We start from the raw sequence: 13,936 nt of genomic DNA, 5'->3' as shown, positions 1-13,936 counted from the left end.
GGCCGGCGCTCGGCCTGGCCGTGCTCAACGTCGGCGGCGCGCACCAGGGCGACGCGCGACGGAACCGGAGGGAGCGCGCCCGCACGCCCGTCGGTCGGACAGGTCCTCGGCCGCCTGGGCCTGAGTGGGCCCCCGGCGGTCGCCGGGCTCCCGTCGCCGGGTGAGACCGTTTGTCAGTAGTTGCGTGCCTACTGCGCTACTGCAACCCGGGCGGTCGCCGGGGTCCCGTCGCCGGGTGAGACCCCACGCGACCCGTGGGCCTGCATGCCGTGCGGACGGGCCGGTGGGCCAATGCCGAGCTGCGGACGCAGCTCACCCATAGTGAGCGGCGCGCTGCCGTACGCGCCCGATACTGCCTGTCCGATCGAGGGTCTGCAATCCGGCCAGCCGCTTTTTTTGATCTAGCCATTTGCATCTAGTAATGGTTCTCGCGGCTGTCGTAGTGTTCCCGCAGCACCCCGAAAGATGCACCCTATGGGCGTACTCGCCCTATTTCAGGCTGGGCGGTGGACGGCGGTGAGCATGGATCGTCCGACGGAAAATCCTGCGGCAGGGACCCCGGAATGGGTCGACGACGTGTTGCTCGCAGGTCCTGCGAACGACATTTGTCTGCGACTTCCGGAACCGGTGGAGCGGGGCACGTTGCGGCGTTTGGTCGGCGATGCGCAGACCCGTCTCGCCGCCGCCGGACTGCGTCCCGGCGGGGCCGCCGCGCTCCGCCTGCCGCCGTCACTGGCGTACGTGGTGAACCTGCTGGCCACCTGGCGCACCGGGGCGCAGGCCGTCCTGCTCGACCACCGCCTCACCGACCACGAGGTGGACCGGGCGCTGGAGCGGCTCACCCCGCAGGTGGTCGTGGCCCCGGTGCGCAGCGGCGGCGGGGCGCTGCGCATCTTCGTCGACGTCACCGAGGGCGTCACCCCGTACGCCGACCGCCCCGCGGTCAGCGGGCACGCGGTGATCCAGCTCAGCTCAGGCTCCACCGGACCGTCCAAGGTGATCGGTCGCACCGCCGACGACCTCGTCGCCGAGGTGCACCGCTACACCCGCATCGACGGGGTGGCGCTGCCCGGCGAACGGATCATCCTGCTGCCCTCGATGGTGCACGTGCTCGGCCTGGTCGGCGGCCTGCTCTACGGCCTGCACGCCGGCGTCGAGCTGGTGCCCCCGGAGCGGCTCAGCGGCGACGCCGTGCTGGCCGCGATCGCCGCCGGCGACTCACCGGCCACCGTGCTCGGCGTGCCGTTCCACATCGGACTGCTCGCCTCCACCCGGCCCGCCGGGCCGCTGCCGCAGTTCAAGCGGATGACCACCGGCGGCGAGCTGGTCCCGGCCGCCGTCGCCCGCGCCTTCACCGACCGTTACGGCGTGCCGCTGGGCAACATGTACGGGATGACCGAGGTCGGCGTCATCGGCACCGACCTGTACGGGCGGCACCGCCCGTCGATCGCCCCCGCCCCCGGCATCGAGGTCCGCGAGGTCGACGGCGAGCTTCGGGTCAGCTGCCCCGCGTCGCCGTACGTCGGGCTGAGCGACCCGACCCGCTGGGCCGACGGCTGGCTGCACACCCGCGACGCCGGCACGGTCGACCCCGACACCGGGCTGGTCACCGTGCGCGGGCGGCTCGACTCGCAGGTCTCCGTCGGCGGCCTGAAGGTCGACCTCACCGAGGTGGAGACGACCGTCGCCGGGCTGCCCGGCGTCGCCGCCGCCGTGGTCGTCTGGGACAACGGCATCACCGCGTACGTGCAGCCGGACGGGCCGCTGTCGGAGGAGGTGCTGGACAAGCTGCTCGCCGAGCGGCTGGCCGGCTACAAGCGGCCGCGCACCCTGCACCTGCTGGATCAGCTGCCCCGCACCACGACCGGCAAGCTGGTCCGCTCGGTCGACACGCTCCGGGCAGCGGCGACGTGACCGCTCCGCGGCGCCGCCCCGATCGTCCCGTCCCCGTCCACCTGGACCTCCAGCACCTCGACCGGCGGCGCGTCGGCGCCGACCACCGCGACCGCCACGACGAGGCCCCCGCCGACCGGCGGGTGCCCGACGCGCAGCCCCGCCACGCCGGGCACCGGCCGCAGCTCGCCGCCCGCCGGCGGTGCGGTGTCCGCGCGCCGGGGCGTGCCGGCAGCGGCGGGCACCGGCATCCGCCGGCGCAGGCCGCCGTCGCGCAGCCCCACCCCGAGCGCCTTGCCCACCGCCTCCTTCGCGGTCCACAGCCGCAGGAAGTCCGCCGCCCGGCCGCCGGCGGGCCGCCCGGCCAGCCAGGCCGTCTCGGCCGGGGCGTACCACCGCCGGGCCAGCGCCAGGGCGGGCAGCGGCCGGGACCGCTCCACGTCGACCCCGACCGGGCCGGCCAGCCGGGTGGCGACCACCACCACCCGGTCGGCGCGGCTCACGCTGACCGACACCTGGGCGTCCACATCGGACGCGCTGACGAGCGGTCGCCCGTCCGGGCCGTGGCCCACCACGATCTGCGCCTCCGCGCGGCCGAGCAGCGTGGCACCCGCCCGCCGCAGCAGCCGCCCGGCCGGGATCGGCCGACCGCCGTCCCCTCGGCCGACCCACACGTACACGGTGTCCCGACCGGGCACCGGTAACTGGCTCACGGAGAGAGGTTAACCATGCGAGCCGAGATCCGCGCCTTCGTCGTCGAGCAGCTCGAGGACATGAACTACGACGTCGAGGGCATCGACGACGAGACCACCCTCGGACCGTCCGGGGTGGACCTGGAGTCGTTGGCCCTCGCCGACCTGGCCGTGCGGGTGGAGGACCGCTACGGCCTGAAGTTCGCCGACGACGAGTCGGAGAAGCTGGCCCTGATGACGGTCGGCGAGTTCACCACGATGGTCGCCGACCGGGTCGCCGGGGCGACGAGCGACGACTCCTGATGGCCGGTCAGCCCGACCTGGGGCGAGCTGACCTGGTGACCATGCTCGCCGAACTCACCGAGAAACCGGCCGCCGAGGTCGGCGACCGGATCGGCTCGATGGAACTGGCCTGGCTGGTGCACCTCGTCGAGCAGCGCTACGACCGGCGGCTCGACCTCACCGACGACCAGCTCGCCGGCATCCGTACCGTCGACGACGCCCTGGCGGTCTTCCGGACCTCCCTGACCGCCCCCGCCGATGGCTGAGCGGGCCGCCGTTCAGCTCACCGGCGTCCACGCGACCAGCGCGCTCGGCAGGGGACCCGACGCGCAGCTCACCGGCGTCCTGGCCGGGGCGCCCGCGTTCCGGCCGGTGGACCGCTTCGACACGGCGTCGCGGCGGGTCGACGCCGCCGCCACCCTGCCCGACGTCGGCGACCTGGCCGACGAGCTGGCCGAGGCGGTCGACGCCGCCTGCCGAGCCGCCGGGCTCGACGCCGGCCGCCGGGCCGGCACGGCGCTGCTGCTGGCCGTGCACGGCGGCGCGGGCGTGCCGGCGCTGACCACCGGCCTGGCCGCCCGGACCGGGCTCACCGGCCCGACCCGGGCGTACACCACCGCCTGCGTCTCGGCCAGCAGCGCGGTGGCCGACGCCGCGGCCCTGATCCGGCGGGGCGACGTCGAGCGGGCGGTGGTCGCGGCCGGCTACCTGGTCGAGCCGGACCAGTACGCGCTCTTCGACGCCGGCCGCGCCCTCGCCACCGACGGCGCGGTGCGCCCGTTCAGCGCCGGCCGCACCGGGCTGCTGCTCGGCGACGGGATTGCCGCGGTGGTGCTGGAATCGGCGGCCGTCGCCCGGGCGCCGGTGGCCGACCTGCTCGGGTGGGGCCGGGCCGGGGACGCGTTCCACCCCTGCCAGCCGGAGCCGGGCGGGCGCGGCCTGGCCCGCGCCGTCGCCGCGGCGCTGCGTCGGGCCGGGCTGGCGGCGGAGGCGATCGGGTACGTCAACGCCAACGCCACCGGCACCGGCTACAGCGACGCCTCCGAGGCGGCGGCGCTGCGCGCGGCGCTCGGCGCGGCGGCGGCGCGGACCCCGGTCAGCTCCACCAAGGCGCTGCACGGGCACGCCCTGGAGGCCTCCGGCCTGCTGGAACTGGTGGTCACCGTGCTCGCCCTGCGGCGCGGGAAGCTGCCCGTCAACGCCGGCTGGCTCGGCCCCGATCCGGCCTGCCCGGTCGACGTCATCCGCGACGCGCCCCGGCCGGCCGCCACCGGGTACGCGCTGAGCCTCAACGCCGCCTTCGGCGGTGCGAACACCGCCCTGCTGGTGGGCGCCGCGTGAACGCCGGAAGCGGGCCCGCCGGCACGCGCCCGGACAGCGGCCAGGCAGTCGCCACCGGCCGCCTCACCGTGCTGGCCGAGGCGGCCTGGCCCGAGCCGGGCGACGGCGCGCCGCCGCCGGTGCCCGGGTTCGTGTACTCCAGCTTCCCACCCCTGGTCGCGGCGGTCGCCGAGCGTTGCCTTACCCGGGCGTACGACGGGCGACCCGCACCCGACGGGGAGCGGACCGCGGTTGTGCTGGCCAGCGCGGCGGGGGACCGGGCCAGCGCGGCGCAGGTGCGCGCCACGGTCGCCGCCGGCAACCGGCCCGGGCCGCTGTTCTTCTTCCAGTCGGTGCCCAACAGCGTGGCCGGGCACGTGGCCGCCCGCTGGGGGCTGGGCGGGCCCGTGGTCTGCCTCGCGCCGACCGGGGACCCGCGCGACGAGGGGATTGCCGAGGTCGACCTGCTGCTGCACGACGGTGACGCCGACCGGGCGTTGCTGGTCCTGATCGAACAGGCACCGGACGACGGCGGTGCGCGGGGCCCGGGCGGGGAGCCCGGCGCCCGGGCCGTCGCGGTGCTGCTGGGGGGAGGAACGCCATGAGGACCAGGGGACTACGCGGGACACTGGCCACCGACGAGGGGATCGGCGCCGGCAACGTGCTGGCCCGGGTGCTGGCGCACGGCGCCGACCCGCAGGGGCCGGGGCTCACCTTCGACACCGCCGTGGACGGCCACCCGGCCGAGCGGCCGCTCACGCTGGGCCGGCTCGACGAGCGGGTCGCCGCCCGCACCGCGTGGCTGCACGAGCGGGGGATCAGGCCGCGCGACCCGGTGGCCGTCTGGGCCACCGCCGCCGCCGACATGGTGCTCAGCTACCTCGCGCTGACCCGGCTCGGCGCGATCCCGGCGCTGATGAACGGCAGGCTGCGCCCGGAGATCGCCGCCGAGTACATCCGCCGGCTGCGCGGCGTCGGGGTGCTCGCCGACGACGCGCACACCGCGCTGCTGGCCGGGCACGACCTCGGCGTGCCGGTGATCGGCACCCCCGCCGAGGCGGGCACGGGCGACCCGGCCGCCGCGCCGGCGCACTACCGGCACCACGCCGACGACCCGGTCGTCATCACCCACACCTCCGGCACCACCGGGGTGCCCAAGGCGGTCCTGCACTCGCACGCGAGCCTGTTCGCCGCCACCCGGCACCTGCTCGCCATGCCACAGGCGCAGGGCACCAACCGCATCCTCAACGCGCTGCCCGCCCCGCACACCGCCACCGTGCTCATGGTCAACCAGGCCCTCGGCAACCGGGCGGAGATGTTCCTGCTGTCCGACCAGGGCGGTGAGCGGGTGCTGGACGCGATCCAGCGCTGGCGCCCCGACGGGGTGTTCGGCTTCTCCGTCACCTGGGCGGAACTGGCCCGCTTCGACCTGTCCGCGTACGACCTGGACTCGGTGTCGCTGTGGTTCAACACCGGCGACTGCTCACACGAGCCGCACGTGCGCCGGCTGGTCGCGGTCGGTTCCCGGGACGTGGTGACCCGCGACGGGATCACCCGGGTGCCCGGCTCGGTCTTCATCGACGGGCTCGGCTCCAGTGAGATGGGCCACTCGATGTTCCACATCACCCACCGCACCGACACCGACCGGTACGGCCGCTGCATCGGCCGCCCCTACCGGTTCGCCCGGGTCGCCGTGCTCGACGCCGCGGGCGAGCCGGTGCCGACCGGCGAGGTGGGCTGGCTCGGCATCGACTCGCCGTCGCTGTTCCGCGGCTACTGGAACGACTCGGTCACCACCCACCGCTTCCGCCGGCGCGGCTGGTACCTGACCGGCGACCTGGTGTACGCCGACGACGAGGGCCGCTACTACCACCTGGACCGGGCCGTCGACTCGGTCGACGCGGGCGACGGCCGGCGGTTCTACACCGCGCTGTCGGAGGAGCGGATCCTCGCCGCCTGCCCCGACGTCACCGACTGCACGGTGGTGATCGTCGCCGAGGCCGGCCGGGTGGTCACCGACGTGCTGCTGGAACTCGCCGCCGGCGCCGACGACGCCGAGGACCGCACCGCGCGGGTCCGGGCGGCCCTCGGGCCGGACGTCGGCGCGACCCTGCGCCGGGTGGTGCCGGTGCGGCCCGCCGACCTCCCGGTCACCGTCACCGGCAAGGTGCGCAAGGTGGCCCTGCGGGAGCGCTATCTCACCGAGGCGCCGTCATGACCGCCGTCATCACCGGGATGGGGCTGTTCACCCCCGTCGGCCGGGGCGTCGCGGCGACGTTCGACGCGCTCCGCACCGGGCGGTCCGGGCTGACCCGGCCGCCGGCCGGGCACCCCGCCGCCGGGTCGCTGGAGGTCGCCGGCCTGCTCCCGGAGATCGACCCGCGCACCGTCGCCTCCGGGCCGGAGACCCGGGTGCTGGACCGGATCGTCGTGCTCGCCCTGCTCGCCGCCGCCGACGCGCTCGCCGACGCCGGCATCGAGGTGGGCCGGGACGTGGACCCGGGCCGGATCGGGGTGATCGTCGGCGGGGTCGGCGGGATGTCCACCCTGGAGGCGCAGGTGCTGGCCCGGGCCGAGCGGGGCCGCGCCGCCGTCAGCCCGTACCTGCTCACCGGAATCCTGCCGAACATGCCGGCGGCGCGGATCGCCATCGCGTACGGCATCCGCGGCTACACCTCCTCGGTCGGCACCGCCTGCGCCTCCGGCGCCCAGTCGGTCGCCGACGCGGTCCGGCTGATCCGTGCCGGGGAGGCCGACGTGGTGCTCTGCGGGGCCAGCGAGGCGCCGCTGTTCCCGACGTTCGCCGACACCTTCGGCAACGCCCGGGCACTGGCCCGGGGTTGGGACGACCCGACGGCGGCGAGCCGGCCGTTCGACGCCCGCCGCAACGGGTTCGTCCTCGCCGAGGGCGCGGCCCTGCTGGTGCTGGAACGCGCCGAGCACGCCGCCGCCCGGGGCGTCACCGGCTACGCCGAGGTCGCGGGGTACGGGGCGACCACCGACGCGTACCACCCGACCGCCCCGCGGCCCGACGGCGCCGGCGCGGCGGAGTGCATGCGGCGCGCGCTGGCCAGCGGCGGCGTGCCCGCCGCGCGGGTCGGCTACGTCAACGCGCACGGCACCGGCACGAAGCTCGGCGACATCGCCGAGACCACCGCCCTGGCCGAGGTGTTCGGCGACGGCGGCGTCCCGGTCAGCTCCACCAAGGCGCTCACCGGCCACCTGCTCGGCGCCTCCGGGGTGCTGGAGACGGCGGCCACCGCGCTGGCACTCGGCCGGGGCCTGCTCCCGCCGACGCACAACCTCGACGACCCGGACCCGGCCTGCCCGGCGGACCACATCCGCAAGGAGCCGCGGGCGACGGACACCGGCTACGCGCTGACCAACTCCTTCGGCTTCGGCGGCCAGAACGTGAGCCTGCTGCTCGCGCGGGCCGCCCGGCCGAGGGCCTGAGACACGCTCCACCCCGGGCGGGGCGCGCCCGGGCGGCAGACCACGGGGGACCCGTGGAAAGGGCTGAGGACATGGACATCCGTGGAATAGACCACATCGAACTCTACGTGGGGGACGCCCGGCAGGCGGCCTTCTACTTCGGCCGGGCGGTCGGCTTCCACCTCTGCGGCCAAGGCGGTCCCGAGACCGGGCTGGCCGACCAGCGGTCGCTGCTGCTGTGCCACGCCGACATCCGGATGGTGCTGACCTCCGGGCTCACCGCCGAGCACCCGGCGTCCCGGTACGTGCAGCGGCACGGCGACGGCATCGCCGTGGTCGCGCTGGAGGTCGACGACGCCGCCGACGCGTACGCCGAGCTGGTGGGCCGCGGGGCGGCGGGGGTGACGCCGCCGACCACCTGGACCGGGCCGGCCGCCGAGGTGGTGACCGCCGAGGTGGGCGGCTTCGGCGACGTGCTGCACCGCCTGGTGTCGCGGCGCGGCGACCGGACCGAGTTCCTGCCCGGGGCGGTCGAGTTGACGCCCCCGGCCGGCGGCAGCGACGACAAGCTGCTCGCCGAGATCGACCACCTGGCGGTCTGCGTGCCGCCGGGCCAGCTCGACGAGACCGTCCGGCACTACCGCGAGGTGTTCGGGTTCGCGGAGATCTTCGAGGAGCACATCGAGGTCGCCGGGCAGGCGATGAACTCCAAGGTGGTGCAGAGCCCGTCGGGGCGGGTCACCCTGGTGCTGCTGGAGCCGGACCGCAGCCGCCGGCCGGGGCAGATCGACGCCTTCCTCGACCAGCACGCCGGTGCCGGGGTGCAGCACCTCGGGCTGCGCACCGACGACATCGTCACCGCCGTCGGCACCCTCGCCGACCGGGGGGTGCGCTTCGCCGGCACCCCCGGCAGCTACTACGACACCCTCGAGGCGCGGGTCGGCCGGGTGGACGCGCCGCTGGACCGGCTGCGCGACCTCGGTGTGCTGGTCGACCGCGACCACGGCGGGCAGCTGCTGCAGATCTTCACCGAGTCCATGCACGTGCGCCGCACGCTCTTCCTGGAGCTGATCGAGCGGCGCGGGGCCCGGACGTTCGGCAGCGGCAACATCAAGGCGCTCTACGAGGCCAAGGAACGGGAACTGGCCGCGGCGGGGGCGAGGACCGCCGTCGCGGCCGCGACACCGCAGGAGGTGCGGGCGTGACCACGACCGAGTTCGAGCCGACACTCACCGCCGAGGAGGAGGCGCTGCTCCCGTCCGACGAGGACGTCGCCTTCTACGCCGAGCACGGCTGGTACCTGTCGAAGAAGCTGTTCACCGACGACGAGGTGGACGCCCTCACCGCGGCGTCCGACCGCTACTACGACGGCGAGCGGCACCGCCGCCTGCCGGTGCGCCCGCCGAAGCTCGCCTACTGGGAGCCGTCGAAGGGCGCGGTGCAGCGGCACAACGACTACGTCCACCACGAGCACGACGGGCTGGGCGCGATCCTGCGCAAGCCGCTCGTCGGCGCGGTCGCCGCCCGGCTCGCGCGGGCCACCGAGATCCGCGTCTTCCAGTCCACGCTGATCTACAAGCCGCCGATCTCCGGCGAGCCGTCCAACATCGTGCCCTGGCACTTCGACAAGCACTACTGGGCGTCGTCGTCGTCGGAGAACATGCTCACCGCGTTCATCCCGTTCCACGACTGCGGGGAGGAGACGGGCACCATCACCATGGTCGACGGCTCGCACCGCTGGCAGGAGATCGGCGCGGACGACACGGTGGTGCGCCACTTCGCCGACCGCGACCGCGACCAGCTGGAGGAGATGCTCGCCGAGAACGCGGCCCACAACGGCGCCGAGATCCGCAAGGTGCCGATGGTGATCCCCAAGGGACACGTGAGCTTCCACCACTGCCGCACCTACCACGGCAGTGGCGCCAACGTCAGCGGCCGCCCGCGCCGGGCGATCTCGCTGCACCTGCAGGACGGCGACAACGCCTGGCGGGAGTACCCGCTCTCCGACGGCACGCGCGCCGCGTACAACCACGACGTGCTGGTCCGCCGCACCCCCGATGGGCGGCCGGACTACGCGGACCCCGAATACTGCCCCGTCATCTGGCGCCACCGCGCCCCACAGGGAGGCTGACATGTCACGGTACGACTGGGGAAGGACGCACCCGGGCATCGAGCGGTTGGAGAAGGCGGTGACCGACCGCCGCGACGTGGTGGTCCGGCACCCGCTCTACGCCAACCTCGACACCCACGAGGCGCTGGTCACCTTCATGGAGCACCACGTCTTCGCCGTGTGGGACTTCATGTCGCTGCTGAAGTCGTTGCAGCGGCAGCTCACCTGCGTCACCGTGCCGTGGATCCCGACCGGCCCGACCGGCAGTCGCCGGCTCATCAACGACATCGTGATGGTGGAGGAGAGCGACGAGCTGGGCGACGGCTACATCAGCCACTTCGAGCTGTACGTGCAGGGCATGCGGGAGGCCGGCGCCGACACCACGGCCGTGGAGAGGCTGATCGACCTGCTGCGGGCGGGCCGGCCGGTGGCCGAGTCGCTGGTCGAGGCCGGCGTGCCCGGGCCGTCCGCCGCGTTCGCCGCCACCACCTGGCGGATCATCGAGGAGACCCCGGTGCACTGCCAGGCGGCGGCGTTCGCCTTCGGCCGGGAGGACCTGATCCCCGACATGTTCACCCAGGTCGTCGCCGTCAACGAGCGCAGCCGCAAGCTGAACACGTTCGTCGACTACCTGGAGCGGCACATCGAGGTCGACGGCGAGCAGCACACCCCGATGGCGATGCAGATGCTCGCCGACCTGTGCGGCGACGACGACACCAGGTGGCAGGAGTGCGCCGACACCGTCAACACCGCGCTCGCCGCCCGGGCGAAGCTCTGGGACGACATCCTCGCCGCCGTGAAGGAGGGGCGCGAGCGGTGACCGACGCCGACCCGGTCCGGCTCTACCGGACGGTACGGCTGATCCGCCGGTTCGAGGAGCGGGCCGTCGAGCTGGTCCGCTCCGGGCACGTCGTCGGCGGCATCCACCCGTACCTCGGGCAGGAGGGGATCGCCGCCGGGGTGTGCGCCGCCCTGGGTGCCGACGACGTCGTCGCCGGCACCCACCGGGGGCACGGGCACGTGCTCGCCAAGGGCGCCGACCCGGCCCGGATGCTCGCCGAGCTGTGCGGCCGGGTCACCGGCCTCAACGCCGGCCGGGGCGGCTCGATGCACGCCGCCGACTTCGGCGTCGGCGTGCTCGGCGCCAACGCCATCGTCGGCGCGTCCGGGGCGATCATCACCGGCGCCGTGTGGGCGCGCCGACGGCGCGGCGACGACACCGTCGGGGTGAGCTTCTTCGGCGACGGCGCGGTCAACGAGGGGATGCTGCTGGAGGCGTTCAACCTGGCCGCGCTGTGGCGGGTGCCGGTCCTGTTCGTCTGCGAGAACAACGGCTACGCCACCACCATGCCCGTCGCGGGCGCGGTCGCCGGCAGCATCCCCGGCCGCGCCGCCGCCTTCGGCATCCCGGCCGCCGTCGTGGACGGCCAGGACCCCGAGGCGGTACGCGACGCCGCGGCGGCCGCCGTCGACCGGATGCGCGTCGGCGGCGGCCCCGAGCTGATCGAGGCCCGGACCTACCGGTTCGACGCCCACCACACCTTCGAGCACGCGGTACGCCTCGACTACCGCCCGCCCGACGAGGTGGCCCGGGGCCGGTCCCGGGACCCGGTGGACATCCAGGGCGGGCGGCTGCCCGCCGACGCGCGGGCCGAGGTCGACGCCGAGGTCGAAGTCACGCTGGACGCGGCCGTCGAGTTCGCCCTCGCCGGCGGAGAGCCGGACCCGGCCGACGCCCTGGCGCACCTGTACGCCAGCGGGCTGACCGCCCGCACCGGAGGTGGGTAGATGCCCAGACTGTCCTACCGCAAGGCGCTCACCCGGGCGCTCGCCGACGAGTTGGCCCGCGACGAGTCGGTGTTCCTGCTCGGCGAGGACATCCGGGTGGCCGCCTCGAACGTCACCGCCGGACTGTTCAAGCGGTTCGGCCCCGAGCGGGTGCTCGACACCCCGCTGTCGGAGCAGGCGTTCACCAGCTTCGCCACCGGGGCGGCACTGGCCGGGATGCGGCCGGTGGTCGAGTTCCAGATCCCGTCGCTGCTGTTCCTGGTCTTCGAGCAGATCGTCAACCACGCGCACAAGTTCCCGCTGATGACCGGCGGGCAGTGCGCCGTACCGGTCACCTACCTGGTGCCCGGCTCCGGTTCCCGGACGGGCTGGGCTGGCCAGCACTCCGACCACCCGTACAGCCTCTTCGCCCACGTCGGGGTGACCACCGTGGTGCCGGCCACCCCGGCCGACGCGTACGGGCTGCTGGTGTCGGCGGTGCGGTGCGACGACCCGGTGGTGGTCTTCGCCCCGGCCGGGGCGCTCGACGTCCGCGACGACGTGGACCTCGCCGCGCTGGCTCCGGTGCCGCTGGGCCGGGGCCGGGTGCGCCGCTTCGGCGACGACGTGACCGTGGTGGCGGTCGGGCACCTGGTGCACGACGCCCTCGCGGTCGCCGAGGAGCTGGCCGACCAGGTGTCGGTGGAGGTGTTCGACCCCCGCACGCTGTACCCGTTCGACTGGGACGGGCTCGCCGAGTCGGTGTCGCGCACGGGGCGGCTGGTGGTGGTGGACGACTCCAACCGTTCCTGCGGCATCGCCGGGGAGATCATCGCGACCATGGTCGAGCGGGTACGCCTGGTCGCGCCGCCGCGCCGCGTCACCCGCCCCGACGGCGCGGTGCTGCCGTTCGCCCCGGCGCTGGACCGGGCCGTGCAGCCGAGCCGCGAGCAACTCCTGGCCGCCATCCAACACGTGATGAAGGACTGATGTATGACCGACGTCGACTACCGCTGGCCCTCCGCCGCGCAGGCGTGGCTCGACCTGCCCGCGCCGATCCGCGCCGAGATGGTCGCCGCCGGGGCGGAGTCCTGGCGGGAGATCTTCGACGGCCGGGCCACGTACAACAAGCAGTGGCGGCTGGCCCGGCCGCCGGTGATGGACGAGACCTCCCTCGGCGTGCTCAACGCCGTCTCCGACCGCCTCGCCCAGCTCGTCTTCGAGGCGTGCCGGCGGCGGGCCGGCACGGCGGGGGAGCTGCGCCGGCTGCTGAACGTGCCCGACGGCGAGACCCGGCTGCTCGACGACGACGAGCCGCTGACCGAGGCGCTGCTGGAGGCGTTCCGGCCGGACGTGCTGCTCTCCGACGGGGTGCCCCGGTTCGTGGAGTACAACATCGACAGCAGCCTCGGCGGGGCGTTCGACGCGGACACCACCGTGCGTCGCTTCGTCGACGTCTACCGGCGGCGCGGCCTCACCGACCGGGTCCGCCTGGCGGCGGCCCCCTCGGCGGTGGACCAGCGGTTCGCCGCGATCCGCGCCGGGCTCGGCCTGCCCGAGGGCGCCCGGGTCGCCATGCTGATCGACTTCGACGCCGAGTACCCGGGCCTGGACGACCCGCAGCGGTTCTTCCGGCTGCTGTCGCCGGTGGTCGAGCGGGCCGCCGCGTCCGGCATGGACCTGGTCATCGCGCCGGTCTCCCAGGTGACCCTCGACGACGGGAAGCGGCTCGTCGCCGGGGGCGCCCCGGTCGACGGGGTGTTCCGCCTCTTCGTGCCCAACCGGGTCACCCCGAGCGCCGGGGTGGACGCCCTGGAGGCGGGGCTGGCGGCCGGGACGGTGCCGATGTGGGTGTCGGCGGCGGCCTGGCTGATCGCCAACAAGCGGGCCTTCGCCTGGCTGTGGGAGGATGCCGCCGCGCTGGCGCCGGCGGACCGGGACCTGGTCCAGCGGTACGTGCCGCGGACCTGGTCGCTGACCGCCGACCTGCTCGACCGGGCGGTGGCCGACCGGCCCGGCCTGGTGGCGAAGCCGGCCGACGGCTCCGCCGGGGTGGACGTGCTGATCGGCCGGGAGACCGACACCGACGCGTGGCGGGACGGGCTGACCCGGGCCGTCGAGCGGGGCGGCTTCATCCTCCAGGAGTACGTGAAGGCCGACGACGTCCCGCTGGACTTCGTGCACATCGAGACCGGCGAGACGGTCAGCGCCGAGGTGCCGTACAGCATCGCCCCGTACCTGTTCGGCCGCCGGGCCGCCGGCGCCTGCATCCGCACCGGCTTCCCCGGCTGCGACGGGGTGCTCAACCTGGCCCGCGGCGTCCTCCTCTCCGGCCTCCTGGTGGTCGACTGATTCCCTATCGGGGATCGGCTGTCAAGGTGCTGGCTGGCTTGACGGTGTAGGTCGGCTGGTTGGACGATCGCTGGTGGGGGAGGTCGCC

Annotated in this window: 14 protein-coding genes; 13 read left to right on the top strand and 1 reads right to left on the bottom strand. The window is 74.9% G+C overall.

All coding sequences use genetic code 11. The features are described 5' to 3' along the window. The first annotated feature begins 522 nt into the window (after window positions 1-522). Entirely contained in the window at window positions 523-1,914 is a 1,392-nt protein-coding gene (locus ACZ6Q9_RS25800) for a class I adenylate-forming enzyme family protein (RefSeq protein ID WP_393448711.1), read from the top strand. Here the strand turns inward: ACZ6Q9_RS25800 and ACZ6Q9_RS25795 are convergent. Continuing rightward, a complete protein-coding gene (locus tag ACZ6Q9_RS25795) occupies window positions 1,845-2,606 on the bottom strand; it encodes a 4'-phosphopantetheinyl transferase family protein (RefSeq protein ID WP_393448714.1) in 762 nt (253 codons plus the stop codon). The two genes, ACZ6Q9_RS25800 and ACZ6Q9_RS25795, sit on opposite strands and share 70 nt — an antisense overlap. A 15-nt stretch (window positions 2,607-2,621) precedes the next feature. Here ACZ6Q9_RS25795 and ACZ6Q9_RS25790 point away from each other — a divergent pair, with 15 nt between their 5' ends. From ACZ6Q9_RS25790 to ACZ6Q9_RS25735, 12 genes are all read left to right on the top strand, one after another. Then, window positions 2,622-2,888: an acyl carrier protein gene (locus ACZ6Q9_RS25790; RefSeq protein WP_393266285.1), complete on the top strand. Its 267-nt coding sequence runs from the start codon at window positions 2,622-2,624 to the stop codon at window positions 2,886-2,888. Further along, window positions 2,888-3,133: an acyl carrier protein gene (locus ACZ6Q9_RS25785; RefSeq protein WP_350685990.1), complete on the top strand. Its 246-nt coding sequence runs from the start codon at window positions 2,888-2,890 to the stop codon at window positions 3,131-3,133. Before ACZ6Q9_RS25790 ends, ACZ6Q9_RS25785 begins: the two co-directional genes overlap by 1 nt. Continuing rightward, window positions 3,126-4,208 (top strand): beta-ketoacyl synthase N-terminal-like domain-containing protein, encoded by a 1,083-nt coding sequence (locus ACZ6Q9_RS25780; protein WP_393448717.1) that lies wholly within the window; start codon window positions 3,126-3,128, stop codon window positions 4,206-4,208. Before ACZ6Q9_RS25785 ends, ACZ6Q9_RS25780 begins: the two co-directional genes overlap by 8 nt. 68 nt (window positions 4,209-4,276) lie before the next feature. Continuing rightward, window positions 4,277-4,792 carry a beta-ketoacyl synthase chain length factor gene (locus tag ACZ6Q9_RS25775; RefSeq protein WP_393266595.1) on the top strand — a complete coding sequence of 172 codons (516 nt, stop codon included), beginning with the start codon at window positions 4,277-4,279 and terminating at the stop codon, window positions 4,790-4,792. Beyond that, window positions 4,789-6,405, top strand: a complete 1,617-nt coding sequence (locus ACZ6Q9_RS25770; RefSeq protein WP_396829971.1) for a class I adenylate-forming enzyme family protein — start codon at window positions 4,789-4,791, stop codon at window positions 6,403-6,405. The genes ACZ6Q9_RS25775 and ACZ6Q9_RS25770 overlap by 4 nt, the downstream gene beginning before the upstream one ends. Then, complete coding sequence (locus ACZ6Q9_RS25765; RefSeq protein WP_393448723.1) at window positions 6,402-7,640, top strand: beta-ketoacyl-[acyl-carrier-protein] synthase family protein; 1,239 nt, start codon at window positions 6,402-6,404, stop codon at window positions 7,638-7,640. The genes ACZ6Q9_RS25770 and ACZ6Q9_RS25765 overlap by 4 nt, the downstream gene beginning before the upstream one ends. 71 nt (window positions 7,641-7,711) lie before the next feature. Beyond that, window positions 7,712-8,824: a 4-hydroxyphenylpyruvate dioxygenase gene (gene hppD / locus ACZ6Q9_RS25760; RefSeq protein WP_393448726.1), complete on the top strand. Its 1,113-nt coding sequence runs from the start codon at window positions 7,712-7,714 to the stop codon at window positions 8,822-8,824. Continuing rightward, on the top strand, window positions 8,821-9,750 hold the full coding sequence (locus ACZ6Q9_RS25755) for a phytanoyl-CoA dioxygenase family protein (RefSeq protein ID WP_396829972.1): 930 nt from the start codon (window positions 8,821-8,823) through the stop codon (window positions 9,748-9,750). The genes hppD and ACZ6Q9_RS25755 overlap by 4 nt, the downstream gene beginning before the upstream one ends. A gap of 1 nt (window position 9,751) precedes the next feature. After that, a complete protein-coding gene (locus ACZ6Q9_RS25750) occupies window positions 9,752-10,549 on the top strand; it encodes a DUF3050 domain-containing protein (protein WP_393266269.1) in 798 nt (265 codons plus the stop codon). Then, on the top strand, window positions 10,546-11,517 hold the full coding sequence (locus tag ACZ6Q9_RS25745; RefSeq protein WP_393448732.1) for a thiamine pyrophosphate-dependent dehydrogenase E1 component subunit alpha: 972 nt from the start codon (window positions 10,546-10,548) through the stop codon (window positions 11,515-11,517). The genes ACZ6Q9_RS25750 and ACZ6Q9_RS25745 overlap by 4 nt, the downstream gene beginning before the upstream one ends. Further along, window positions 11,518-12,486, top strand: a complete 969-nt coding sequence (locus ACZ6Q9_RS25740; protein ID WP_393448735.1) for an alpha-ketoacid dehydrogenase subunit beta — start codon at window positions 11,518-11,520, stop codon at window positions 12,484-12,486. Between the two features lie 3 nt (window positions 12,487-12,489). Then, window positions 12,490-13,848 carry an ATP-grasp domain-containing protein gene (locus ACZ6Q9_RS25735; RefSeq protein WP_393448738.1) on the top strand — a complete coding sequence of 453 codons (1,359 nt, stop codon included), beginning with the start codon at window positions 12,490-12,492 and terminating at the stop codon, window positions 13,846-13,848. Window positions 13,849-13,936: the final 88 nt, after the last annotated feature.

It is taken from the genome of Micromonospora sp. NPDC049139 (assembly GCF_055586845.1).
Note: the sequence above shows the minus strand (reverse complement) of the source record. Positions and strands in the feature narration are given on the sequence as shown.

Excerpts from the sequence above, each read along its gene's own strand:
- ACZ6Q9_RS25750 (WP_393266269.1), top strand. The coding sequence starts at position 9,752 with ATGTCACGGTACGACTGGGGAAGGACGCACCCGGGCATCGAGCGGTTG.
- ACZ6Q9_RS25780 (WP_393448717.1), top strand. The coding sequence starts at position 3,126 with ATGGCTGAGCGGGCCGCCGTTCAGCTCACCGGCGTCCACGCGACCAGC.
- ACZ6Q9_RS25770 (WP_396829971.1), top strand. The coding sequence starts at position 4,789 with ATGAGGACCAGGGGACTACGCGGGACACTGGCCACCGACGAGGGGATC.
- ACZ6Q9_RS25735 (WP_393448738.1), top strand. The coding sequence starts at position 12,490 with ATGACCGACGTCGACTACCGCTGGCCCTCCGCCGCGCAGGCGTGGCTC.
- ACZ6Q9_RS25785 (WP_350685990.1), top strand. The coding sequence starts at position 2,888 with ATGGCCGGTCAGCCCGACCTGGGGCGAGCTGACCTGGTGACCATGCTC.
- ACZ6Q9_RS25790 (WP_393266285.1), top strand. The coding sequence starts at position 2,622 with ATGCGAGCCGAGATCCGCGCCTTCGTCGTCGAGCAGCTCGAGGACATG.
- ACZ6Q9_RS25800 (WP_393448711.1), top strand. The coding sequence starts at position 523 with ATGGATCGTCCGACGGAAAATCCTGCGGCAGGGACCCCGGAATGGGTC.
- ACZ6Q9_RS25740 (WP_393448735.1), top strand. The coding sequence starts at position 11,518 with ATGCCCAGACTGTCCTACCGCAAGGCGCTCACCCGGGCGCTCGCCGAC.
- ACZ6Q9_RS25765 (WP_393448723.1), top strand. The coding sequence starts at position 6,402 with ATGACCGCCGTCATCACCGGGATGGGGCTGTTCACCCCCGTCGGCCGG.
- hppD (WP_393448726.1), top strand. The coding sequence starts at position 7,712 with ATGGACATCCGTGGAATAGACCACATCGAACTCTACGTGGGGGACGCC.